Annotated in this window: 23 protein-coding genes; 11 read left to right on the top strand and 12 right to left on the bottom strand. The window is 46.5% G+C overall.

The window, feature by feature from the left end:
- Window positions 1-192 precede the first annotated feature (192 nt).
- From E0Z06_RS10285 to pseB, 12 genes are all read right to left on the bottom strand, one after another.
- Window positions 193-1,176, bottom strand: a complete 984-nt coding sequence (locus E0Z06_RS10285) for a TylF/MycF/NovP-related O-methyltransferase (RefSeq protein ID WP_132584387.1) — start codon at window positions 1,174-1,176, stop codon at window positions 193-195.
- A 101-nt stretch (window positions 1,177-1,277) separates the two neighbouring features.
- Entirely contained in the window at window positions 1,278-1,994 is a 717-nt protein-coding gene (locus E0Z06_RS10280) for an SDR family oxidoreductase (protein ID WP_132584385.1), read from the bottom strand.
- Window positions 1,987-3,270, bottom strand: a complete 1,284-nt coding sequence (locus E0Z06_RS10275) for an AMP-binding protein (RefSeq protein WP_132584383.1) — start codon at window positions 3,268-3,270, stop codon at window positions 1,987-1,989. The genes E0Z06_RS10280 and E0Z06_RS10275 overlap by 8 nt, the downstream gene beginning before the upstream one ends.
- A gap of 5 nt (window positions 3,271-3,275) precedes the next feature.
- Window positions 3,276-3,533, bottom strand: a complete 258-nt coding sequence (locus tag E0Z06_RS10270; protein ID WP_132584381.1) for a phosphopantetheine-binding protein — start codon at window positions 3,531-3,533, stop codon at window positions 3,276-3,278.
- 11 nt (window positions 3,534-3,544) lie between these two features.
- Complete coding sequence (gene pseH, locus E0Z06_RS10265) at window positions 3,545-4,132, bottom strand: UDP-4-amino-4,6-dideoxy-N-acetyl-beta-L-altrosamine N-acetyltransferase (protein ID WP_132584379.1); 588 nt, start codon at window positions 4,130-4,132, stop codon at window positions 3,545-3,547.
- Window positions 4,133-4,136: 4 nt separating this feature from the next.
- The gene (pseI, locus tag E0Z06_RS10260) at window positions 4,137-5,186 is read right to left on the bottom strand and encodes a pseudaminic acid synthase (protein WP_132584377.1); all 1,050 of its coding nucleotides are present in this window, start codon (window positions 5,184-5,186) and stop codon (window positions 4,137-4,139) included.
- Entirely contained in the window at window positions 5,173-6,213 is a 1,041-nt protein-coding gene (gene pseG, locus E0Z06_RS10255; RefSeq protein ID WP_132584375.1) for a UDP-2,4-diacetamido-2,4,6-trideoxy-beta-L-altropyranose hydrolase, read from the bottom strand. The genes pseI and pseG overlap by 14 nt, the downstream gene beginning before the upstream one ends.
- A gap of 1 nt (window position 6,214) precedes the next feature.
- Complete coding sequence (gene pseF / locus E0Z06_RS10250; RefSeq protein WP_132584373.1) at window positions 6,215-6,913, bottom strand: pseudaminic acid cytidylyltransferase; 699 nt, start codon at window positions 6,911-6,913, stop codon at window positions 6,215-6,217.
- Window positions 6,910-7,320, bottom strand: coding sequence for a DUF86 domain-containing protein (locus E0Z06_RS10245; RefSeq protein ID WP_132584371.1), 411 nt, complete (start codon window positions 7,318-7,320; stop codon window positions 6,910-6,912). Before E0Z06_RS10245 ends, pseF begins: the two co-directional genes overlap by 4 nt.
- Window positions 7,310-7,693 carry a nucleotidyltransferase domain-containing protein gene (locus E0Z06_RS10240; protein ID WP_132584369.1) on the bottom strand — a complete coding sequence of 128 codons (384 nt, stop codon included), beginning with the start codon at window positions 7,691-7,693 and terminating at the stop codon, window positions 7,310-7,312. Before E0Z06_RS10240 ends, E0Z06_RS10245 begins: the two co-directional genes overlap by 11 nt.
- Window positions 7,694-7,697: 4 nt before the next feature.
- The gene (pseC, locus tag E0Z06_RS10235) at window positions 7,698-8,843 is read right to left on the bottom strand and encodes a UDP-4-amino-4,6-dideoxy-N-acetyl-beta-L-altrosamine transaminase (protein WP_132584367.1); all 1,146 of its coding nucleotides are present in this window, start codon (window positions 8,841-8,843) and stop codon (window positions 7,698-7,700) included.
- Entirely contained in the window at window positions 8,840-9,841 is a 1,002-nt protein-coding gene (pseB, locus tag E0Z06_RS10230; protein ID WP_132584365.1) for a UDP-N-acetylglucosamine 4,6-dehydratase (inverting), read from the bottom strand. The genes pseC and pseB overlap by 4 nt, the downstream gene beginning before the upstream one ends.
- Window positions 9,842-10,043: 202 nt before the next feature.
- Here pseB and E0Z06_RS10225 point away from each other — a divergent pair, with 202 nt between their 5' ends.
- The 11 genes from E0Z06_RS10225 to E0Z06_RS10175 all read left to right on the top strand — a co-directional run bounded on the left by E0Z06_RS10225 (window position 10,044) and on the right by E0Z06_RS10175 (window position 22,683).
- Window positions 10,044-10,838: a flagellin gene (locus E0Z06_RS10225; RefSeq protein ID WP_132584363.1), complete on the top strand. Its 795-nt coding sequence runs from the start codon at window positions 10,044-10,046 to the stop codon at window positions 10,836-10,838.
- A 112-nt stretch (window positions 10,839-10,950) separates the two neighbouring features.
- Entirely contained in the window at window positions 10,951-12,396 is a 1,446-nt protein-coding gene (locus tag E0Z06_RS10220) for a sigma-54-dependent Fis family transcriptional regulator (protein WP_132584362.1), read from the top strand.
- A gap of 107 nt (window positions 12,397-12,503) precedes the next feature.
- Complete coding sequence (locus E0Z06_RS10215) at window positions 12,504-13,622, top strand: ATP-binding protein (protein ID WP_132584360.1); 1,119 nt, start codon at window positions 12,504-12,506, stop codon at window positions 13,620-13,622.
- Complete coding sequence (locus E0Z06_RS10210; RefSeq protein WP_132584358.1) at window positions 13,619-15,028, top strand: sigma-54 dependent transcriptional regulator; 1,410 nt, start codon at window positions 13,619-13,621, stop codon at window positions 15,026-15,028. The genes E0Z06_RS10215 and E0Z06_RS10210 overlap by 4 nt, the downstream gene beginning before the upstream one ends.
- A 121-nt stretch (window positions 15,029-15,149) precedes the next feature.
- Entirely contained in the window at window positions 15,150-15,485 is a 336-nt protein-coding gene (fliE, locus tag E0Z06_RS10205) for a flagellar hook-basal body complex protein FliE (protein WP_132584356.1), read from the top strand.
- Between the two features lie 14 nt (window positions 15,486-15,499).
- Complete coding sequence (gene fliF, locus E0Z06_RS10200) at window positions 15,500-17,188, top strand: flagellar basal-body MS-ring/collar protein FliF (protein WP_132584354.1); 1,689 nt, start codon at window positions 15,500-15,502, stop codon at window positions 17,186-17,188.
- A complete protein-coding gene (gene fliG / locus E0Z06_RS10195) occupies window positions 17,181-18,215 on the top strand; it encodes a flagellar motor switch protein FliG (RefSeq protein WP_132584352.1) in 1,035 nt (344 codons plus the stop codon). Before fliF ends, fliG begins: the two co-directional genes overlap by 8 nt.
- A gap of 17 nt (window positions 18,216-18,232) precedes the next feature.
- The gene (fliH, locus tag E0Z06_RS10190; RefSeq protein ID WP_132584350.1) at window positions 18,233-19,060 is read left to right on the top strand and encodes a flagellar assembly protein FliH; all 828 of its coding nucleotides are present in this window, start codon (window positions 18,233-18,235) and stop codon (window positions 19,058-19,060) included.
- A 2-nt stretch (window positions 19,061-19,062) separates the two neighbouring features.
- Complete coding sequence (gene fliI / locus E0Z06_RS10185; RefSeq protein WP_132584348.1) at window positions 19,063-20,409, top strand: flagellar protein export ATPase FliI; 1,347 nt, start codon at window positions 19,063-19,065, stop codon at window positions 20,407-20,409.
- Complete coding sequence (fliJ, locus tag E0Z06_RS10180; protein WP_132584346.1) at window positions 20,406-20,858, top strand: flagellar export protein FliJ; 453 nt, start codon at window positions 20,406-20,408, stop codon at window positions 20,856-20,858. The genes fliI and fliJ overlap by 4 nt, the downstream gene beginning before the upstream one ends.
- A 109-nt stretch (window positions 20,859-20,967) precedes the next feature.
- A complete protein-coding gene (locus E0Z06_RS10175; RefSeq protein ID WP_132584344.1) occupies window positions 20,968-22,683 on the top strand; it encodes a flagellar hook-length control protein FliK in 1,716 nt (571 codons plus the stop codon).
- Window positions 22,684-22,758: the final 75 nt, after the last annotated feature.

Genomic DNA, 22,758 nt, shown 5'->3' with positions numbered 1-22,758 from the left:
AATTGTGTAAAACTGATTGAACGAACAGAATGAAGGGGGAGAGAGGATGTTGGATACTACCTGTGGCAACAAACAAGCCGAGAGCTGGGCTTTGCTGGCCAACATACCCTTTATCAGGGGGCCTTGAAAAACGGTATGCCAGCGGACGGACCGCTGGCTTGAACGCTGATGAAAGTCAGGTATGTTTTCTCATCACAACTTGGTAATGACGATAGTACCGCCCTGGTCTGGCACCGGTACCTTAGCCAGTCTACCGTGTTTGGTCTCGTAATCGGCCACAGCTTGTTTGACTCCTCGGAATTCAGAATGGTTGTAATCATGCAGTAGCAGATAACCACCGGCGGACAGACGGGGATAAAAGTATTCGATGGCGTTATACATCGGTGTATACAGGTCCACATCAATGGACACTAAGGCAAACTTATCTTCCAGTCCTTGCAGTGACTCAGGGAAGAAGCCTACCTTGGGAATGCAACGTTCAGGATGTGGCATTCGTTGCATAACCAGTTCAACACTAGTATCGACAAAATTATTATTACGAGTAAAAAATTCAGGGGCGGAATAGCCGTTTTGAATATCGGTTTCCCTTTCTGTGGGATCAAAACCGGCAAAAGTATCGAACAGGTATAAAGTTCTGTTGGCAAACAGCGTGTTGATAACTCTGGCAAAGTTACCTCTGAATACTCCTACTTCAGCCAGGTTGCCGCTGATATTTTGCTGCTGGATTTGTTCTGTCAGTAGCTCAAGTAATTTGAACCGAACATAATCATATTCAGAGCTATATATGGCCTCTTGGTTAGCCGCATCCTGATACGACATTGCCAGAGAATAGTAGGCTGCAAGCGGTAGCTCTGGATTTTCATATTGCCCAAAGTAGAGTTGAGATTCTTTGCTCATCACTTCCAGTAAGGATTTGTGATAAATAAACTTAATTTTTTGTAAAGGAATGGATAAATCTCGTAACACATAAAATGTAGCTGCGTACTCGTTTGCTAAGACGACATAGTCATATTCGCTCTGCACTAATTCTGTTGGAGCAATTACCGGCAAATTGCAAAAGGGGGCGCTATTAACTCTTGCATTTGAGTCAACAAAACCTAGGACCTCATATTGATGGTTGTTGTTGTAATATTTGCGAGCACCACTGCCGGTGCCGTAGATATATATTTTGTCCATCGTTGCTCCTTTTGGATTTTGAAGCCTTTTTCAGGCTTTATGGGCACTGTAAACAAAGATTAATGTCCGCGTTGATATCTATCTTTATACTTATTGAGTATTCAGGCCGTACTACCAGCATCCACAGTAATCACAGTACCTGTGATAGCGGCGGCTTGCTCGCTGAGTAGATATAACACTGCAGCCGCAGCATCATCCGGTGTAGCCAGTCGGCCCAGCGGGCTGCGGCGTTTGACGCTTTCCAGCTTATCGCCTTGCAGGCTATTGGTCATGTCAGTTTGCATATAGCCGGGTGCAACGCAATTCACGGTAATACCTGCTTTGCCAACTTCCCGCGCCAGCGATTTGCTGAAACCTTCCAGCGCGGCTTTACTGGCGGCGTACACACTTAGTCCATTAAAACCAGTGCGGGCGATAATCGACGAAATATTGACGATACGGCCGCTTTGGTTTAACAACATTGGCCTTAGCAAGTACTTGCTAAGCAAGATAGGCGCCTGAATGTTCAGGTTAAGTAAGCTGTTTATCTCAGTGTTGTGCATCGTTGCCAGTACACCATCATAACCAACAGCTGCGTTGTTAATCAGCGCATAAGGCCGGCCATATTGCTTAGTTAGTTCGCTACAAAGGGCCGGAATGTTATCCAGTGCAGATAAATCAGCTGCGCAAAAGTGTAAGCCTTGCTGTTGTAACTGCGTTAGCTCTTCGCTTTGCGTTCTTGCCAATGCCAGCACACTATAACCGGCCTGCAGTAATTGGCGGCATATCGCTAAGCCCAAACCCCGGCTGGCACCGGTAACAATCACTAATTTACTCATGAGGCTCCTTTACGTCGGCCTTACGGCTTAACTTACCGGTCGCATTGGTTACTAAGCTGCTGACTATATTAAACCGGGCTGGCATTTGATAGCGCTCCAGTTGTTGCTGGCAGTGCCGCACCAACTGAGCTTGCAGTGCTTTACTGTCAATACCGGTGTCGACAACAATATCTGCGATAACTAACTGGCCTAGGACGCTACTGGCTTTGGCATACGCCTTTGCCTGGCGCACGGCAGGGTACTGTAACAATACCTGTTCTACCTGCTCGGGATGAACTTTATTACCGCCAACATTAATAACACCGCTGGCACGGCCCAGAAAGACAACTCTGTCTTGTACAATAGTGACTAAATCGCCGCTGTCCAGATAGCCATCGCTATCAACAGCAGACGCTAGGCGGGTATCAGGCAGCTGTGGCGGCTTTAACCATAAATGTTGCTTGGCATCGATTTTAAGCAACAGGTTGCTGTGACATTGATTTAGCCAACTGGCTGGAAAGCCAGCACGCTTATCGGCAACGGCAAAACCCACACCGGCTTCGGTAGAGGCGTAAATATGTAGCAGACGGGCGGCTGGGAATAACGCTGCCAGTGTATCAAGTAAGGGCTGGTCGGCAATTTCACCGCCCAGCGTTATTTGTTGCAATGGCAGTGCGCTTAATTGCGCTGTCATCAGTAACTGCCGCCACAAAGAGGGCGTGGCCGATACTGCATTGACACTGTGTTGCTGCATCAGGCTATAGCGCTGCTGCGAATCACCGCTACTGCAGTCGGTTATTACTGCACCTGATAACAGGCTTTGCAACAGCACCTGCAGGCCGGCAAAACGGCTTGGCTGATAACATAATGCCCAGTGCAATGTTGCATTTTGTACTGAGGCTTTAGCGGCGCGGCTTAAGCTGGTAAATGAATGCGCTATCCATTTAGGCGTACCGGTAGTGCCTGATGTTGCCAGATACCAGTGGGTAGGTTCTGCTGTGGGCGTTGCAGTTCCGGCTGGGGTATTTTCAGGCCAGCGGATAACGTGCTCAGGCAGTTGAAGAGTGTTATCCGGTAACAGATAAAGTGCCCGGCACCAGCCGTCAAACGCCAACAGGGCACAGGTAAAAGTGCTCAGGTCGGTGTAGCTTAGGGCGATAGCCTGATGTTGCAGCGCCGGATATTGCTGCCTGAGTTGCACCGCTTGCGTTATTAACTGCGCATAGCTGATATCAGCACCGGCGCTGATGGCCGTGCTGTTATAGTGCGCTTGTTGCAGCCGCTGCAGCAGATTCATTGGTTTTAGTTGCCGTTTGCCAGTGCCTGGCGATAAACGCCGACAAATTCGGCAAAAGTGCGCGGATAAACGGCTATTTGCATCTGGCTGAACGGATCTATGCCTAAATCTTCTTCCAGTTGCGCGACCAGCATCGCGAAGCCCAGCGAGTCGAGCCCGCTTTGCAGCAGTACCGTGTCATCGGTAATGTTATCAATCAATTGACAGTTTGCGATGACGGCAACCTGATCCAGCGTTTGGCGAATAGTATGTTCCAGTTCCACGTTAAAACCTGCTACTGAGTAAATTGAATAAAACTGGCCGCTGCAGCAATTTGCTTTGGCAAACGCGCTAATACGGCGTCGCGGTTGGCACGCCAGGCGGCTAACGGATAATGAAACACCTTAACCTGATAGGTTGCGTTATCCCTCAGCTTGCCGGGCAAGTCGGGTTGCGGGTGATAGCCAAACAACTGGTGCATTTTCAGCACGCTGTGGTTAAAAGATAAAACCTCAGCATACAATGTATGCTGATCGTTTTGCATAGCAGCATAATCAAGCGCCGCTATCTCCAGCAATAAGCCAGAACCAGGCCAGACATTGGTTTCTCCCAGATAACAGCCCCATTCCAGCACACCGCTGCTGTGCTGGTTAAAGTTGAGCACGCCTATTGGCCGTTCATTCTGATAAAACACAAAGACGTTACGGCTTAAATCACACTGCAGCTTTTCATACCAGGCCAGGTGCTCATGCCAGCTAATAGGCGTGTTGTTGTGCATATTGCGCCGGATATCCGGTTGGTTACGCCACTGCCATATCAGCTCCAGGTCGGCCTTAGTTAGAGGGCGAAACTGACTGACGGGATACTGCTTTGCTGCCACCATAGTGCTACAGATACTCCCAGCTCATCGCGGTGCCTTTGGCCGCCGCCTTTTTAATTGGTTTACCCAGCAACATTGGCAGGTATTTCGGCTCCAGGCCAAAGCCGGGCCGCACTGAGCGCAGGTTAGCCGGGGTGAAAATATCACCCAGTTGCATATCTTCGGCAATATATAACGAGCGACGGTATTTACGCGACGTCTGCTCTTTGTCTGTGCCGCCGTAAGTGACTTTACCCAGCGCTACTGCAGCGCGTTTGCATTCCTGCACCAGCGCGGAAAATTCATCTGGCTCAAGGGAAAACTCTGCGTCAACGCCGCCTTCGCTTCTGTCGAGCACAAAGTGTTTCTCAATGACTGTTGCGCCCAGCACCACACTGGCAACGGCTACACCGATGCCGGCAGTATGGTCAGATAAACCAACCTGACAGTTAAACAGTTGGGCTAAATGCGGAATTGTCGCCAGATTGGCATCAACCGGATCGGCCGGGTAGTGGCTGGTGCACTTCAGCAGGATAAGCTGATTGCAACCGTGTTTACGCAGTACCTCTACCGATTCAGCCAGCTCGGTTTGTGTTGCCATACCGGTAGACATAATAACCGGTTTGCCGGTTCTAGCTACTGCAGTGAGTAATGCGTGATCGCTGTTTTCAAATGAGGCAATTTTGTAGCAGGGTACATTTAACTGTTCGAGAAAATCGACTGCTGTCTGGTCGAAGGGCGTACTAAATGCCAGCATACCGTGTTGTGTTGCCCGAGCAAAAATAGCCTGATGCCAGTCCCAGGGGGTCATGGCCAGCTGATATAGCTGATAAAGTGATTGTCCCTGCCACAGATTACCCTGGTCCTGAATAACAAAATCGCCGTGTTGAATATTCAGCGTCATGCTGTCTGCGGTATAAGTTTGTATTTTAATGGCGTCAGCGCCGCAAGCTGCAGCGGCATCTACCATCGCCAGCGCTTTGTCTAATGACTGATCATGGTTACCCGACAGCTCTGCGATAATAAATGGCGCTTCTCCCGGTCCTATCGCGCGTTGGCCCAGTTTAATTACTGCCATTTAACCCTCGAATCATTGCATAAATCTGCTTAGCTACCAGTGGTGTACCAGCGTCCGCCGGCACTATGCCTGCGGCACTCTGGCCAATATCGTCTAACAGTGCCGGTTGGGACAGGTAATAGCATAGTTGCTCTGCAAAGAACTCTGCTGACATTTCAGCAGCCTGGCCCAACCAGACACAAGCGCCAAGGTGGTCGAGATAAGCCGTTGCCGCCTGCTGATTTTCGGCAACGGTAACAACCAGACCCGGCAGGCCGCAAATACACCTCTCCCAATGGCTGGCTCCACCCGCACCAAGCATGAGTCGTGCCCGGTACATCAGGGTTGCCATGTAGTTACATTGCACATGCAACTGCACATTGGGCAGGCACGCTAACTGCTGTGTTATATCAGCGCGCCACGGATTATTTGCCCCTATTACTATATCGGCCGTAAACAGCCCGGACTTTAATTGTTTTAGCGCTTTAATTGCCATAGTGGTTAAGTTTTGCTCGTCGCTGCCACCAAAGCCAATCAGAATGTGATTAGGCAGAGGATGTTTTACCGGTTGATAAAACTCCTGCCGAAGCAAGGCAAAGCGCGGACCAAGCAATTTTTCGCAATGTACCGGCACTAATTCAGCATAACGTTGTTCAGCCTGTGGCAGCAGGTTTTGATCAAGCAGCATATCGCAGTCATGCAGCCGGTTAGCCAGATCGTCAATAACCATAATATATTCGCAGCGCTGGCGCAGTGCTGAGCAGTATTGCTGCGCCAGTGCGTAGTGATCGACGATCAGCAACTGATAGCGTTGCGTAAGTTGCTGCAGGGTTTGAGCTGCGTCCTGTTGCTCGTCAGCTGCGCCCGTCAGAGTATAAAGTGGATATCCTAGCTGGCTGATAACATCGTTCAGGTTGCCATCGGTCTGACGACAGACAAAATGACATTCGCCGCCAAGCGCTGTTAGCTCCTGAGCCAACGTTAGACAGCGCATCACATGGCCAGAGCCTAGCCTGACTGAAGCATCAGCACGAAACAGGATCTTCATGTTATGGCGCTTCTTGTTGCAGCAGTTGATACAATAGTTCAGCCCGCCGCCAGTCATCTGGTGTGTCGATATCCTGAACCCGATGCGATGGCAGTTCGTAAAGTTGTGAGTTAGTGCTAAACACACTTTTTTGCAGATCAAGCCAGGTCGATGCTTTAGCCCAGTAAAGCTGACCGGCATCATGATACGCTGGGGGTAAATCCTGCGATCGTTTACCTATGCTGGCCGGGTCAAACGGCGCGACGCCGCCGCTGTCTGTCATCACCAGAGCGCGCTGAATAGGAAAGGAAAAGCGGGCGCTGGTAAACACGTAATCTGCGTCGCTTTGTGTAAGCTGCTGCAGGCAGTCACGGATAATGCTGGCCGTTAATAATGGCGTAGTTGCGTATATACAGGCGCAGTAATCCAGCGGCCAACCAAGCGCTTGAAGCTGTATAATGGCATCGCGAACTACCGCGCTGGTGCCGCTGTAGTCATCGGCCAGTTCCGCTCGGCGCAGAAAAGGCACTTCAGCACCATAGTGACGAGCTACGGCGGCAATCTCGTCATCATCGGTCGACACCACCACCTTGTCGATAACACCGCTTTGCAATGCGGCTTTAATTGGATAGGCCAGCATAGGCTGGCCGCAAAAATCTTTAATATTTTTGCGCGGGATGCGTTTACTGCCGCCTCGGGCTGGGATTATAGCGATGTTCATAAGGTGTCGGACATTAAAAAGTCAGTAATGAGCAAATACTTTTGCTGGGCCACCAATTGCATTACCAGATCGATGTTGATATTCATGTACTCGTGCACTATACGGTTTCGCATGCCAATAATAGCGTTCCATTGTTGTACCTGCGTCGCTGGCCAATTTTGTAATTGGGCAAGTTTTTGCATCGCATCATAAGCTGATATAGGAACAGGTTGGCCTGCAGCTTTAAGCAGATGCCTGGCTTTGCCTATGGCGTTTTCTGCTAAAACCTGCAGGCAGTGCAAAATACCGTTTTGTTCAAGCTTTGATAGCGGTTTGCCTTGTTGAATATCCAGCGCTGCTGTATCTAACAATTGTTTGTAATCAGCTGCCAGGCTGGCAGTTTCCGCCAGATAAAGTTCAAGCTGCATGCTCACGCTCCCAATACCAGTACTCCAGTTGTTGCCAGGTTACCGTTAAAAAGCTATGCCACTGTCGGTGGTCAGTAATAATAAGAGGCTTGCCCTCGTTGGCTATAGCCGCTTTCATGGCCAGATTAGTATGTTGAAAATCAATCAGGTCAATATCTGCATTTGATGTGCAGCCGGCTAATTTTGCTAATTCAGCTCTTAACTGTTCAGTATATTGCAGCCGGGTGAAGTAATCCGGTTCTGAGAAATCAAACACAAAATCCCAGTCGCTATCTGCTCTGGCGGTGTCATTGGCCCGGCTGCCAATTAAAACCAAAAGTGATAATGAAGGAAAGGCACTTTGCAAGGCTGCCAGTTTTTCTTGACTAATCATAGTTCTACAGTAACTCCGCTAACGTATCGGCAATATATTGCTGCTGCTCGCCAGTTAATTCCGGGAACATCGGCAGGCTGATAATGCGCTCATAAAAATCTTCCGCAACAGGAAAATCGCCCCAGTCAAAGCCCAGTTGCTGATAGTACGGCTGGGTGTGAATGGGAATATAATGCACATTGACGCCGATACCGGCATCTCGCAGGCCATCAAATACCGCCTTACGTTTGGTTTTATCATCCAGCCGGATAATATATAAATGCCAGGCGCTGATATTAATATCATCCAGTGCCGGTAAGGCGACAGGCAGCTCAGCCAGCAGGCGGTTATAGTTTGCCGCCAGCAACTGGCGTTTTTGAATTATCGGCAACAGGCGCAAGCTCTGGCTTAATCCCAGCGCGGCCTGAATGTCTGTCATACGGTAATTAAAACCCAGCAGCAACTGCTGATAATACCAGGCGCCATGTGCGGGCTCTGTCATCAGGTTGTCATCGCGGCTAATACCATGGCTGCGTAATAACCACATTTTATCGGCTAACTCGGCATTATTGGTCAGTGCCACACCACCTTCCGCGGTAGTAATAATTTTTACTGGATGAAAACTGAACACGGTAATATCGCTGTAGCGACATTGACCTACGGCTTCGTCTTGATAACTTGCGCCAACGGCATGTGAGGCATCTTCAATAATGTTAAAACCAAATTCATTGGCTAAGTAATGTATTTGCTGCATATCGCAACTAGCACCGGCTAAATGCACGGGTATCACCACTTGCGGCAGAGTATCATTATTGCGTGCCAGCTCTAATTTTTGTCGCAATTTATCAACGGCCATATTGCCACTGTCAGGCTCTATATCAACAAAGTCGACGCTGGCGCCGCAGTACCGTACACAATTGGCTGAGGCGACAAAGCTAATCGGTGATGTCCATACTCTGCTGCTTGGGCCAACACCCAGCGCCAAGCAAGCAATATGTAGTGCTGAGGTTGCACTATTTACTGCAATAGCATATTGCGCGCTAACCAGATCACATAAGCGCTGTTCAAACGCTGGTACAGCAGGCCCTTGGGTTAAAAAATCGCTGTGTAGTACGTCGGTTACTGCATCAATATCAGCTTGAGTAATGTGTTGGCGGCCATAAGGGATCACGGTTGAGCTTCCTGGTTAAGTTGGCGCATTTTTTCTACTGATAAAAAGTCAGGGTTAGTATTTGATGCATACTCGTAACCGGGAGCGACTAACTTACCTTTTTCGTGTAAAGCATTACTCGAAAAATCATTACTACGATTAAAAAACTTGATGGCGGGCGCAATGACAAAATGATCATCAAATTCATAAGTGTGATAGGACATATCGCCGGGGCACATCATTTCATGTAGTTTTTCGCCAGGGCGTATACCTACTTCTTTAATCGGTATATTAGGTGCCATAGCCTTCGCCAAATCGACAATACGAATAGACGGTATTTTCGGCACAAAAATTTCGCCACCTAACATGCGCTCAAAATTCTTTAAAACGAAATCAACCCCTTGCTGCAGGCTGATCCAAAATCGTGTCATTTCAAGGTGAGTTATCGGAATGTGGTCACTATTATTGTTAATTAGTTGCTGAAAAAACGGCACTACGGAGCCTCGCGAGCCCACCACATTGCCATAACGCACTACAGAAAAACGCGGTTTGCTGCCGCCGGAGATATTGTTAGCAGCAATAAATAGCTTATCGGATGCCAATTTAGTGGCGCCATATAAATTAACCGGGTTTGCCGCTTTGTCAGTAGATAGGGCAATAACCTTTTCGACACTGTTTTCTATCGCGGCGTTGATAACGTGTTCTGCGCCATTAATATTAGTTTTAATACATTCCATTGGGTTATATTCTGCTGCGGGCACCTGCTTTAGTGCAGCCGCATGAATAATGAAGTCTACGCCGCGAGTAGCAAGAATAAGCCGCCTTTCGTCACGAACGTCACCAATAAAATAACGCATGCAGCTTTGATTAAATTTTTGCTGCATTTCGTACTGTTTTAATTCATCACGCGAATAAATAATAATTTTTTTCGGCTTAAAACGAGTAAGTAGCGTTTCGGTATATTTATGACCGAAGGAGCCAGTACCGCCGGTAATTAAAATTGTCTTGCCGTTAAACATAACTTGTCCTCGCAAAGCACTGAATCTGTGCAATACCGTTGTAACTCAACACTAGCATAAATGATGCCTAAACAGCTAACGTATTCAGTTTAAACGCTTTAATAGTAGTATATGACGTATTATTTAGGAAAATATTATTTTCTGGCGGTTAGAAGCCATGTTGGCTAAACTATAACCAGTTTAACCATAGCGTGGTGCCATAATGAAACTGAATACTCCTGGTAGTTTAAATACCTTAAATCAGATGCAATTGCAGCAAGATAATTTGCTGAAAAAATTGGCGACGGCAAAACGTATTAATAGCGCAGCTGATGATGCGGCAGGCTTGCAGATTGCCAATCAGCTAAGCAGCAGTATTAATGCTAGTGCGCAGGGAGAGCGTAATTTATACGACGGCATGTCGTTAGCTAGGGTGTATGAACAAGGCTTGCAAGGTATTAATGATAATTTAGGCGAACTTAACCGCTTAGCCGTTGCCGCGGGTAATGGTATTTATGGCGCACAAGAGCGAGCAGCTTTGCAAGCAGAGGCTGATCAATATACCGCTAATATTAAACAAACTATTGATACCACTGAATTTGGTGGTAAAAAACTGTTTGGTCAAGACGGCTCGTTAAATTTTGGTACTGGCTCAGGCAATATGAGCTTTAATACCGCCGATGTAGAAGCGGGCTTAACTGCACAAAATGCGTTTAGTATTAATTTAAGCTCGGCGAGTGCCGCTGCCTTGTCGCTTGAGAATATTAAAACCTCTTTAGATTACGTTTCGGGCTTACAAGCCGAAGCTGGCGCATCCATTAATAGCTTTAGTTCTGCCGCGAGTAGTTTAAATGGCCAGCAAATAGCTACGTCAGCAGCACGCAGCCGAATTGAAGATTTAGATTTTGCCCGAGCTACTAGCGATAAAGTAGCCGCTGATATATTAGGCAAAACATCAACTAGTGTGGCGTTACAAGCTAGAGTACAACATCAACAAGCCTTGGACTTGTTAAGCTAAAACTATTATCTAACGCTATTTTTTTGACACGGCGTCAAAAAAATAGCGTATTACCTTGCAAGCTGTATTATGCGAAGTACAATGAAATTAAAAGCATAATAAAAGCAGTCGCATGTCAAACACACCTTTACTGTATATTGTTGATGAACAAAGCCCCCGTAGCAGCAGGCTAAGTACTGTGCTGAGCTTTATTCATGAATCGCATCAGCTACTGACATTAGCCAATTTACAGCAGCGGCTAGCAACTAATACGCCGGCGGTAGTATTGCTGGGTGCACTGGAAAGCCAGCAGCATGCAGAGTTATTACAACGCTTTCCGGCCACCGCATTTTTATTACTTGGTGAAACACTACAGCCTTTGCTTTGCAATGCTAATGCGGTGGGGCTGCTCAGTGAGCCATTTTCTTACGCTACTTTAACTCAGCTGTTAAGAGACAGTCAGCAGTATCATCGGTTGTTGCCTCTGCAGCGTCAGCATGACAGTTCAGTTAAGTTTGACGGCATGGTGGGCACATCAAACAGCATGCAGCAAGTTCGCTTTCTTATTCAACAAGTTGCTAAAACCGATGCTAACGTTCTGATCCTTGGCCCCTCAGGTACGGGTAAAGAGGTTGTAGCACGTAATATTCATCTGTTATCGCATCGCTCAGATGGGCCTTTTGTACCTATTAACTGCGGTGCTATTCCTGCTGAGTTACTAGAGAGTGAGTTGTTTGGCCATGAAAAAGGCGCTTTTACCGGCGCAATATCTACCCGAAAAGGCCGTTTTGAGCTGGCGCAGGGAGGCACCCTGTTTTTAGATGAAATTGGTGATATGCCCTTACCGATGCAAGTTAAATTACTGCGCGTGTTACAGGAACGCACTTACGAGCGAGTGGGCGGGACTCAGGCGATTAAGGCCGATGTGCGAATAGTAGCAGCTACGCATCGTGATTTAGAGCAGATGATTGCTGAGGGCAGTTTTCGTGAAGATTTATACTATCGATTAAACGTATTTCCTATTGATACGCCAGCGTTAAGTGAACGGGTTGACGACATACCGTTATTAATTAGTGAGCTACTAAAACGCCAAGAAAAGTACAGCCAAACTCGAGTTAAATTTACCGAATATGCGATGCAAAGTTTACAGCTGCACAGCTGGCCAGGCAACGTACGAGAGCTGGCTAATCTGCTGGAACGCATGGTAATAATGTATCCAGATCAAGTAGTTGATGTTGCTGAGTTACCTCATAAATATCGACACTTAGACGTTGAAAGTTATGTACCGCAATATCCAGAAAGCTTACAAGAGCGAGATTTAATTAACGAGCTGTTTCAATCGGACAATGACGACGATAGTGAAACAACGGTTACTGATTTTGAATTAGATGGTTTTGAAGCATTACCGGAGCAGGGCATAGATTTAAAAGAATACTTAGCCGAATTAGAAATTCGTTTTATATCACAGGCACTAGAACGACATGAGTTTGTCGTGGCGCGTGCAGCTGAAGTATTAGGTTTACGTCGCACTACCTTAGTAGAAAAGATGCGAAAATATAATCTTGGTAAAGACGAGTAAATAGCGCTGTCAGGAAGTTGACACAGCTAAGTCTATAAGATGTAACTGAAAATTTATGGCACAGAGCCTGCATCATACCCTCTGAGATTAGTGTTTCAGGGGGACGTATGACTTTAGCAGCTGCATTGCATTTTTCGCCGCTTAACCGTAAACATCACAATGTACCGGATGCTATTAGCGATGCGCGTCAGCCATTGGCATTGTTTTCAGCCCCGCCACTGGATCCGGTATTACAAGCCTTACCCGCTGCCGTTATTTTACTAGACCAACGTGGTGTGGTTTATCAAGCTAACCCGGCGGCAGTTGCCATGTTGGGCGAACCGTTAATTGACCAAGCGTGGTTTACCGTTATTAATCGCTGCTTTAGCCCGCGTAAGGACGATGGTTTAGAGGTGTCGTTAAAAGATGGACGCCGAGTTAAATTACAAATTAGTGCCTTACTTACGCATTCTGAATATACCCAGCCGGGTCAGCTAATTATGTTGACGGATTTAACCGAAACGCGACAGTTGCAAAGTCGTTTAGGCCATATGCAGCGTTTATCAACGCTGGGTAAAATGATGGCAACCTTGGCGCATCAAATTCGCACACCGCTGTCAGCGGCTTTGTTATATACCCAAAATTTAGCTAACCCTCGAACAACCTTGCAGATGCAGCAGCAATTTCAACAAAAATTATTCTCTCGCCTGCAGGATTTAGAGCAGCAAGTTAATGACATGCTGCTGTTTGCGCGCAGCGGTAGTGCGCAGCAAGTTACCGTTTTTACGTTAGCTGAGCTAACTGAACAGTTAAATGCCGGTACTGAGGCATTATTGCAGCAACATAACGCCAGTTTAACTTTGCAATGCGCGGATGATTCACTACGTTTGCTTGGCAATAAAAATGCGTTGTCCGGTGCAATACAAAATCTGATACAAAATAGTATTCAAGCCACTGCTGCTGATGCAAGCATTACACTGCAATTTGCCGTGAGCCAAACAGATAGTGCGATGTTATCAATTAAACTTACCGATAACGGCCCCGGCATTAGCCAAGAGCTGCGCGATAGCTTATTTGAACCCTTTGTTACTTCGCGTGCACAGGGCACCGGCCTTGGCTTAGCCGTAGTTCAGGCAGTGGCGCATTCGCATCATGGTAGTGTGCATTATTTGCCAACTGCGCAGGGCGCATGTTTTGAAATGTTGTTGCCGTTACAGCAATTGAGCACAAAGGAGTACAGCCAATGAGCCAACGTATATTGCTGGTAGAAGATGATGCAGGTTTGCGCGAAGCCTTGCAGGATACCTTAATGCTGGCGCAGTATCAGGTGCTTGCTGCTGATAGCGCAGAGCAGGCGCTATTGCTATTAAAACAACATAAAGTGCAATTAGTCATTAGCGACGTGCAAATGCAAGGCGTATCTGGGCTGGTTTTATTAAAAACTTTACGTGAACATTACCCACAGTTGCCGGTATTAATGATGACGGCTTATGCCACGGTACAGGCCGCGGTAGAAGCCATACAGCTTGGCGCTATTGATTATTTAGCTAAGCCCTTTTCACCCGAAGTGCTACTTAATACGGTAAGCCGCTATGTGAGCACTGAGCCGCAAAATAGTATTGAGCCCATTGTCGCTGCAGCTGGCAGTAAACAGTTATTGGCGTTGTGTGCCAAGGTAGCACGTACTGATGCAAGCGTGATGATTAGCGGGCCAAGTGGCTCGGGTAAAGAGGTATTAGCGCGTTATATTCATCAGTTATCAGAGCGCAGTAATGGCCCCTTTATCGCCATTAATTGTGCCGCTATTCCAGAAAACATGCTGGAGTCTACCTTATTTGGTTATGAAAAAGGCGCTTTTACCGGCGCCATTAATGCCTGCCCTGGTAAATTTGAGCAAGCGCAGCAAGGCACTATTTTACTTGATGAAATTACCGAAATGGATTTGAACCTGCAGGTAAAGTTACTGCGGGTATTGCAAGAGCGTGAAGTAGAGCGCTTAGGTGGGCGAAAAACGATCAAGTTAGACGTGCGTGTGCTAGCCACCAGTAACCGTAATTTAAAACAGGCAGTAGCGCAGGGCGAGTTTCGTGAAGACTTGTTTTATCGGCTAAACGTGTTTCCGCTAGCGTGGCCTGCATTGAGCGAACGCATTGAAGACGTTATCCCGCTGGCTGAACACTTATTACAGCGGCATTGCCAGATAAGCGGGCGCAGTCAAATGAGCTTAAGTAAAGAAGCTCGTCAGCGCTTGGTGCAATACAATTGGCCCGGCAACGTGCGCGAATTAGATAATGTTATCCAGCGTGCTTTAATCATTGCTCATGGCGATAGTATTACCGCTGATGACATTATGTTAGAGCAAATGGATATAAATGAACCGAATAGGGTTACCAACCATGAAGCCTCGTATTCTGAACCATTATTGCCAGCTGAAATATCCGCATCGCTGCCTGAATTAAATGATACGGCAAATGACGAGCAGGGCAGCTTTAAGCACAGCGTGTACGAGCAGGAGCACCGCATTATTTTAGCTACCATGAAAGCCTATAATAACCGCCGCAAAGATGTTGCCCAAAAGCTCGGGATCAGTGATCGCACCTTGCGTTACAAGCTAGCTCGAATGCGAGATTCCGGTATAGAACTACCTGCATAAACTAGTTAATAGCCCTCTTTAAGAGGGTTTTTTCTATATAAATTATAAGTTTAATACTTGGCACGACTCCTGCTTTATTAAAGGTAATATAGATCGCAGCATTTTTTTGACAGGTAACGCTATGAATATTAAAGGTCAGGCTCTTTATGCAGAAATGCAGACCATGGCCGGTCAAGCTAGAGCGGTAGGTACTGAGCTTAAATTAAGAAATATTGAGCAGGTAAACCCAAGTCAAAGTGATTTTAGCTCAATGCTGACTAACGCTCTAAGCCAAGTAAATAACTTAGCGCAGGAAACAAGCACTATGCGCACTGCCGTTGAAATGGGCGATCCTAATGTGTCTTTAGCGCAGGTAATGATTGCTAGCCAGAAATCGTCACTGGCCTTTGAAGCAACAGTGCAAGTACGTAATAAGCTGGTTGAAGCTTATAAAGAAATCATGTCAATGCCGGTGTAATGAAGGAGTAAGTTGTGGCTGAAAATCAATCCACCGAGCTGACACTAACTGATAATGATTACAGCAGTGGTGAACAGCAGGAACAAAAACCCGGTTTTATGGGCTCGTTAGGCGGTACCGATTTGGTGCGCCAGATCACCATGATTGTGGCATTAACTATTTGTTTAGCCATCGCTATTTTAATTATTCTTTGGGCGCGGCAGCCAGAAATGCGACCATTAGGTGCGTTCCAAACTGCAGAATTAATTCAAACCCTCGATCATCTAGATAGCCAGAAAATTGGCTACTCGTTAGAGGGCAACACCATTTATGTACCTGAAGATAAATTTCAGGCAATCAAATTATCTTTATCACGTGCTGGTTTAACCAAATCACCTTCGGATGGTACCGAATTTTTATTACAAGACAGCGGCTTTGGTGTGAGCCAGCGTTTAGAAATGGAACGTTTAAAGCATAGCCGCGAACAGCAGTTATCTCGTACTATTGAAGAATTACAAAGTGTTGCTCGTGCGCGGGTGCTATTAGCTATTCCTAAAGAAAACGTCTTTGCGCGGGTAGAAAAATTGCCTTCTGCTACGGTATTAGTAACCGCGCGTGGCGGTACGGTAATACGCGATAGCGAAGTTGACGCTATCGTGGATATTGTCGCTTCTGCAGTACAAGGTTTATCACCATCACGGGTTACGGTAACCGATCAAAACGGTCGCTTACTAAATAGTGGTTCACAAGATGCCAGCTCGGCGCGTACCCGTAAAGAATACGAGCTACAACGTACCCGAGAAGAAGAATATCGGCAGAAAGTTGATTCTATTTTAATGCCAGTACTGGGCTATGGTAACTATACCGCTCAGGTAGATTTGCATATGGACTTTACCGCGACTGAGCAAACGCAAAAACGCTTTAACCCAGATTTACCTGCAGTTCGCAGTGAGATGACAATAGAAGAAAACAGTGTCGGCGGTTTAAGTTCAGGCATTCCTGGTGCGTTGTCTAATCAGCCGCCTTTAAACTCGAATATACCGGAACAAGCCACCGGCGGCACGGCTAAACCGGTAGTGCCCGGTCGCAACCATAAAGAAGCGACGCGCAATTACGAACTGGACACGACTATCAGTCATATTTCGCAGCAAAGTGGCGTGATCCGCCGTTTAAGTGTGTCAGTGGCCATAGATTATGTTGCCGGTGAGAACGGTGCGCCACAACCAAGAGCACAAGCCGAGCTAAATAATATTCGCCGTTTATTACAAGGTGGTATCGGCTTTGATGTGCAGCGTGGCGATATGATTGAAGTTATTTCTGTACCCTTTATGAAAGATGAAGTGGTACCGGTAGTCGCGCCAGCCTTTTATGAAGAAGAGTGGTTTGTGCGAGTTATGCGCCTAGCCATTGGTGGGCTGATTATTATCGTACTTATTTTAGCGGTAGTTCGGCCAATGTTAAGAAAACTAATTTACCCTGAAGATACTAAAGAAGCCTATGACGACAATGCGCTTAGTAGCGGTCTAGACTTAGGGGATGACACTATTGACATGCTAAACTCTAGTTTTGATGAGAGTTCAGTAGGCTTTGCACCAGACGGCACCTTAATGCTGCCAGACTTACACGGTGATGAAGATTTATTACGCGCGGTTCGGGCACTGGTTGCAAATGAGCCTGAATTATCCTCTCTGGTAGTTAAGAACTGGTTGGCTGAAGATGAGTAGCATAGAAGCGATAAAGCCTAGTTTTGATGTAGGCAAACTGGACGGTGTTGAAAAAGCCGCTATCTTACTGCTGAGTCTGTCAGAAGAAGATGCCGCGCAAATTTTAAAACACTTAGAACCCAAACAGGTGCAAAAAGTGGGTTTGGCCATGGCGCAGATGACCGATTTGAACCAAGCCAAAATCAGTGCGGTGCATCGTTTGTTTATTGAGCAAATTCAAAACTTTAGTACTATTGGTTTTCAAAGTGAAGAATTTATCAAGCGCGCATTAACTGCTGCACTGGGTGAAGAAAAAGCCGCCAACCTAATTGACCAAATTGTAATGGGTGGTGGCGCTAAAGGTTTAGATTCATTGAAGTGGATGGACTCTAAGCAGGTAGCCAACATCATCCGCAACGAACACCCGCAAATTCAAACTATTGTTTTGTCGTATTTAGAGCCTGAGCAGTCGGCAGAGATTTTGTCGCAGTTCCCAGAAAAAGTGCGGTTAGATTTAACCATGCGTATTGCCAACTTAGAAGAAGTTCAACCGGCTGCGCTGCAAGAGTTAAACGAAATTATGGAAAAACAATTTGCCGGTCAAGCAGGCACGCAAACTGCGAAGATGGGTGGCTTAAAAGCCGCGGCCGATATTCTTAACTATATGGATACCAATCTTGAAGGCCAGCTGATGGACTCTATTCGCGAACATGACGAAGAGATGGCGCAGCAAATTCAAGATCTAATGTTTGTATTTGAAAACCTAATAGATGTAGACGACCGAGGCATTCAGGTATTACTGCGTGAAATTCAGCAAGACGTACTAATGAAAGCCTTAAAAGGCACAGACGAAAACTTAAAAGAGAAGATCTTCAAAAATATGTCCAAACGTGCGGCCGAATTGCTGCAGGACGATTTAGAAGCTATGGGTCCAGTGCGGGTAAGCGATGTGGAAACCGCACAAAAAGAAATATTATCTACGGCACGCCGTTTGTCTGATGCTGGCGAAATTATGCTAGGCAGCGGCGGCGGCGATGACTTCGTGTAAGCTAAACGAGACTGGCTATGACTGTTGATGCATTTAAGTATAAAAAGCCATTTTCACCTGACGATGATACCGAAGAGCAGCTGCAACATTGGCAAACTCCGGATCTAACGTCAGAGCGGCTGCGCGACAATACCCGAACTAATGCGTTAAATAAAACGCAAGCTGTAGCTAAAGCCCAGCAGCAACCTTTAAACGAAGAGCTTACTGTCAAACCTTTGACAGCCAGCGATATTGAGCAAATGCATCAGGCTGCCTACGATGAAGGTTTTACCGAAGGCAAAGAAGACGGCTTTAGTAAAGGCTACGCTGAAGGGCGTGAGCAAGGGCAAACTGACGGTTTTACGCAAGGCCAAGCTGAGGGTAAAAAACAGGGGCTTGCTGATGGGGAAAGTGAATTAACAGAGCGCTTAGCACAATTAAGCCTAATGTTAGATCAATTGCAGCAACCATTGGCTAATGTTGATACGCAGGTAAAGCAACAGTTACTACAACTAAGCTTGGCTATGGCGCAAGCTGTTATTGGCGTTGAAGTTAAAACCAATGAACAGGTTATTCTGCAAGCATTATCAGAGGCCATTAGCTCATTACCCTTAGATGCAACGCAGCTCTTGATTAAATTAAATCCAGCCGATATCGCTATTATTGAACAAGCTTATAGTAAAGACATATTAACTGAACGCGGCTGGCAATTAAGGGCCGAGCCGGCTGTTGAGCAAGGTGGCTGTTTAGTAGAAACCAGCCGTTCTAGCGTTGATCGTTCTTTATCGCAGCGGGTACAAAGCAGTTTAGAACACTTTTTACAATTACAGCAGCATGCTAATTCCTCACCTGATGTGACGGAGTAACTATGGCCGGCAGTGATGTTTTAAGCCAATTTTTACAACAACAGCAAAGTTATGTGCATCGCTCTAAACCAGCAGTTTCTGGACATTTGGTGCGTGTTGTTGGTTTAACATTAGAAGCTACCGGTTGTAGCGCAGCCATTGGCCAGCCTTGTTCGGTAGAAACGGCGCGTGGCGATATTATGGCCGAGGTCGTTGGCTTTGCTAACGATCGCATTTTTTTAATGCCTAAAGATGATGTATCAGGCGTAGTGCCGGGAGCGCGTGTTACGCCACTGCTCAATTTTAAAGGCGTACCGCTAAGTATGAACTTGTTAGGCCGAGTGATCGACGGTGTTGGCGCACCGCTTGATGGCAAAGGGCCTATCGCTGCAGAGCATTATGGTGGCGCTAAAGGCAAACCGATAAATCCGCTACACCGTCGACCCATTAAGCAGCCACTCGATGTTGGCGTGCGCTCAATTAATAGTATTCTTACAGTGGGTAAAGGCCAACGTATGGGCCTGTTCGCCGGTTCTGGCGTCGGTAAGAGCGTGCTATTGGGAATGATGACACGAGGCACATCGGCCGACGTTATTGTGGTTGGTTTAGTGGGCGAACGTGGGCGAGAAGTTAAAGAGTTTATCGACGAAATTTTAGGTGACGAAGGTAAAGCTCGCTCGGTAGTCATCGCTGCACCGGCCGATGTGTCACCCTTAATGCGCTTAAAAGGCTGTGAAACAGCAGTACAGGTAGCAGAATACTTTCGTGATCAGGGTTTGGATGTGTTGCTATTAATCGACTCTATTACTCGTTATGCCCAAGCTCAGCGCGAAATCGCGTTAGCAGTTGGTGAACCTCCAGCAACTAAAGGTTATCCGCCATCGGTATTTGCCAAATTACCGGCGTTAGTTGAACGTGCCGGTAATGGTAGTGGTAGCCAAGGATCAATTACCGCGTTTTATACCGTGTTATCTGAAGGTGATGACTTACAAGACCCCATTGCCGACGCATCGCGGGCTATTTTAGATGGTCATATTGTTTTATCGCGCGTGCTCGCCGATAGCGGGCATTTTCCTGCGGTAGACATTGAAAAATCCATTAGCCGTGTTATGCCTGCTGTTACCAGTGCAGAGCATCAGAACATGGCCCGCGCTGTAAAACAGCTGTACTCCAGTTACCAGCAAAGCAAAGATTTAATTGCCATAGGCGCTTACGTGCGAGGCAGTGATCCCCAACTGGATAAAGCCATTGGCATGATGCCAAATATCAATCGGTTTTTACAACAAGGCATGCATGATGTCGTGACCTATGAAGACAGCCTACAAGCTCTAAATCTGCTAGTTCCTGCGCCAAGGAGTAATGCATTGTGATAAACCAACGTTTTAATATGTTGATTAAAATTCAGCAAGAACGTGAAGAACGGCTACAAGCACAGTTTGTGTCGGCCCAGCAGTTTTATCAGCAACAAGAGCAAAAATATCAAGGTTTGGCTAACTACCGTACTGAATATATTCAACAAAGCCAGCAGCAAGGTAGCCTAGGTATACAAAGCCGCCAATATAACCAGTTTGTTAATTTCATTGGCAAGTTAGATCAGGCAATACAACAACAGGGGCGAGCAGTACAGCAGGCTAAAAATGCTGCAGAGCAGCGTAAGCAAACCTGGTTAGCTATGCAAAAAAAACGTAAGGCGTTAGAGCTACTGGTTGAGCGTAATAACTTTGCTGAACTGCAAAAGCAGCTAAAACAAGAACAAAAAAATGCCGACGAATACGCCAGCCAGCAATTTATGCGCCTAAGAGCGCAAAGCTTAGAATAAAGCTGGCCTGAAAATTGAATGATTATAGTAACGGGCTAAGTAACGTATTAGCTTAATTAGCAAAACCGAACTGGTTGCATTGCATAAAGACCGTTTACGGGAGAGACCCATGACGCAAGGCTTACAGCTATCATTGCTGATGACAGGATCCGATATCGCGCTGGCGCCAGATGCTGCTTTGTCAGATGACGCGGCGCAAGGCCAAGGCATTATGTTTGGCCAAATGCTTAGTGAGTTTACGCAACCGGCAAAAAATAGCCCTACTGAAGCAAAGCTAAGGTTATTGCCTGCCGATGTGAGTGAGCTATCGGTAATTAGTCAGGCTTTATTATTAGTCACAAACACCGATATTAATGACGAAGCAAGCGAAAATAACCCAACTGACGACAACACATTGCTTGCGGCAAGCATCTTAGAGCAAATTGCGTTAAAAGACGGCACGATTAAAGCTGCCGCGTCTAAAGATGATATTCAACCACCACCGAATAACGGCAAAAATACGACTAATGCGGCCGCAGATGAAGTAACTAGTGAAGCGTTAACCGTAGCTGATGCTCAAACAAAGGATGTTAACCCATTAGCTAATGCCGCACTGGCAAATAGCAGCGAAAATACCGCCACTGATGCGAGTACACAAAATGCAGCCAAATTACCCATTACAGCGCAAAGCGATAATGCTGCGATTAAAGCGGAGTTAGAAGTTAAAGTAGAGGCAGAAGCGTCAGGGGTAAAAGCAGACCATGCTAGCGCTGTGCGCTACAAAAGCACTGGTATAGCTAAAGACGGCATAGCAACGCTCATAGCGGGCACTAAAGTTGATTCAGCCACTCCAGTGCCACCAGAGGCAAAAATAGCGCTCGTAGCTACAGACGCTGGCCTTGAAGTGTCTACCGAACTTGTAGATAAAGCGACAATTGATAAATACGTTGCTAAAGCTGAACTATTGAAAACTGAGCAAAACCTGAAGCAGTCTGATGCAAAAACACCCGTTGAATTAGACTCCGAGGTAATGATACGCAAACAGGCTGAACTACCGACGCTAGATAAGCAACAAGCTGGTGTAGTAGAAAACAACGCAAGTAATAATTCAGCTAATGATAAAAAAACGTCAACAAAAGTGTTGTCTGAAAAGGGCGAGCTAAGCCTAACTGGAAAAACTGACGCAGCCACTCAGCAGCCAAGCCTGCGCCAGAATCAAGAGCAAACATCAGGGCAAAATCAACAGCAGCCGTTAGCAGATGGTATGCTTAATCAGAGCGCTAGAGTTAATGCCGATGTTAGCGCTGGTCGCAGCGAAAGTGCGTTTAGCAGTACGTTATTAGCAGCCGAACAGCACCGACACGCTGGCGTTGATAAAGCGGCAGCGCCAAGCGTAGCTGAACAAATAAAACAAAGTTTAAATATGCTGCATCAAGATGCTCCAGAGCAATTGCGAGAACGGGTTAATCTGATGCTGCGACAAAATATTCAAATTGCAGAAATTCGGCTTGATCCAGCAGGCCTTGGCAAAATGCAAATAAAAATAGATATGCAACAAGACCAAGCGTCGGTGCAATTTGTAGTACAGCAGTCGCAAGCCAAGGAAGCATTAGAACAACATATGCCACGTTTACGCGAAATGCTGCAGCAGCAAGGTATTGCGTTAAATGATAGCAATGTGCAACAACAAACTCAGCAGCAACAAGAACGACAATTTGAGCAGCGTGATAACAATAGTACGACTAATCAACATGGTGATGATAGCGCGGGCGATATTAACCAGCCTGATGCTGTGGTGCAGGTTGCAACCAGTATTAGTGATAGATTGGTTGATTATTACGCATAAAGTACATCAAGCGTGGAATTTAAGCCGCGATGATTTACATTGCCACTGACAGATGAGCATAATAAAGCCAGATTA

Origin of the sequence: Rheinheimera sp. D18, assembly GCF_004345025.1 — a bacterium.
GTDB lineage: Bacteria > Pseudomonadota > Gammaproteobacteria > Enterobacterales > Alteromonadaceae > Alishewanella > Alishewanella metallidurans.
This window is presented reverse-complemented; position numbering and strand designations above follow the sequence as displayed.

Bases quoted from the DNA above. Each gene is read 5' to 3' on its own strand.
- E0Z06_RS10210 (WP_132584358.1), top strand. From the start codon at position 13,619: ATGAGCCAACGTATATTGCTGGTAGAAGATGATGCAGGTTTGCGCGAA.
- fliH (WP_132584350.1), top strand. From the start codon at position 18,233: ATGACTGTTGATGCATTTAAGTATAAAAAGCCATTTTCACCTGACGAT.
- pseB (WP_132584365.1), bottom strand. From the start codon at position 9,841: ATGTTTAACGGCAAGACAATTTTAATTACCGGCGGTACTGGCTCCTTC.
- fliG (WP_132584352.1), top strand. From the start codon at position 17,181: ATGAGTAGCATAGAAGCGATAAAGCCTAGTTTTGATGTAGGCAAACTG.
- pseI (WP_132584377.1), bottom strand. From the start codon at position 5,186: ATGGCAGTAATTAAACTGGGCCAACGCGCGATAGGACCGGGAGAAGCG.
- E0Z06_RS10275 (WP_132584383.1), bottom strand. From the start codon at position 3,270: ATGAATCTGCTGCAGCGGCTGCAACAAGCGCACTATAACAGCACGGCC.
- E0Z06_RS10220 (WP_132584362.1), top strand. From the start codon at position 10,951: ATGTCAAACACACCTTTACTGTATATTGTTGATGAACAAAGCCCCCGT.
- E0Z06_RS10240 (WP_132584369.1), bottom strand. From the start codon at position 7,693: ATGATTAGTCAAGAAAAACTGGCAGCCTTGCAAAGTGCCTTTCCTTCA.
- fliI (WP_132584348.1), top strand. From the start codon at position 19,063: ATGGCCGGCAGTGATGTTTTAAGCCAATTTTTACAACAACAGCAAAGT.
- E0Z06_RS10225 (WP_132584363.1), top strand. From the start codon at position 10,044: ATGAAACTGAATACTCCTGGTAGTTTAAATACCTTAAATCAGATGCAA.
- fliE (WP_132584356.1), top strand. From the start codon at position 15,150: ATGAATATTAAAGGTCAGGCTCTTTATGCAGAAATGCAGACCATGGCC.
- pseH (WP_132584379.1), bottom strand. From the start codon at position 4,132: ATGGTGGCAGCAAAGCAGTATCCCGTCAGTCAGTTTCGCCCTCTAACT.
- E0Z06_RS10175 (WP_132584344.1), top strand. From the start codon at position 20,968: ATGACGCAAGGCTTACAGCTATCATTGCTGATGACAGGATCCGATATC.
- E0Z06_RS10280 (WP_132584385.1), bottom strand. From the start codon at position 1,994: ATGAGTAAATTAGTGATTGTTACCGGTGCCAGCCGGGGTTTGGGCTTA.
- pseG (WP_132584375.1), bottom strand. From the start codon at position 6,213: ATGAAGATCCTGTTTCGTGCTGATGCTTCAGTCAGGCTAGGCTCTGGC.
- pseF (WP_132584373.1), bottom strand. From the start codon at position 6,913: ATGAACATCGCTATAATCCCAGCCCGAGGCGGCAGTAAACGCATCCCG.
- E0Z06_RS10285 (WP_132584387.1), bottom strand. From the start codon at position 1,176: ATGGACAAAATATATATCTACGGCACCGGCAGTGGTGCTCGCAAATAT.
- E0Z06_RS10215 (WP_132584360.1), top strand. From the start codon at position 12,504: ATGACTTTAGCAGCTGCATTGCATTTTTCGCCGCTTAACCGTAAACAT.
- E0Z06_RS10245 (WP_132584371.1), bottom strand. From the start codon at position 7,320: ATGCAGCTTGAACTTTATCTGGCGGAAACTGCCAGCCTGGCAGCTGAT.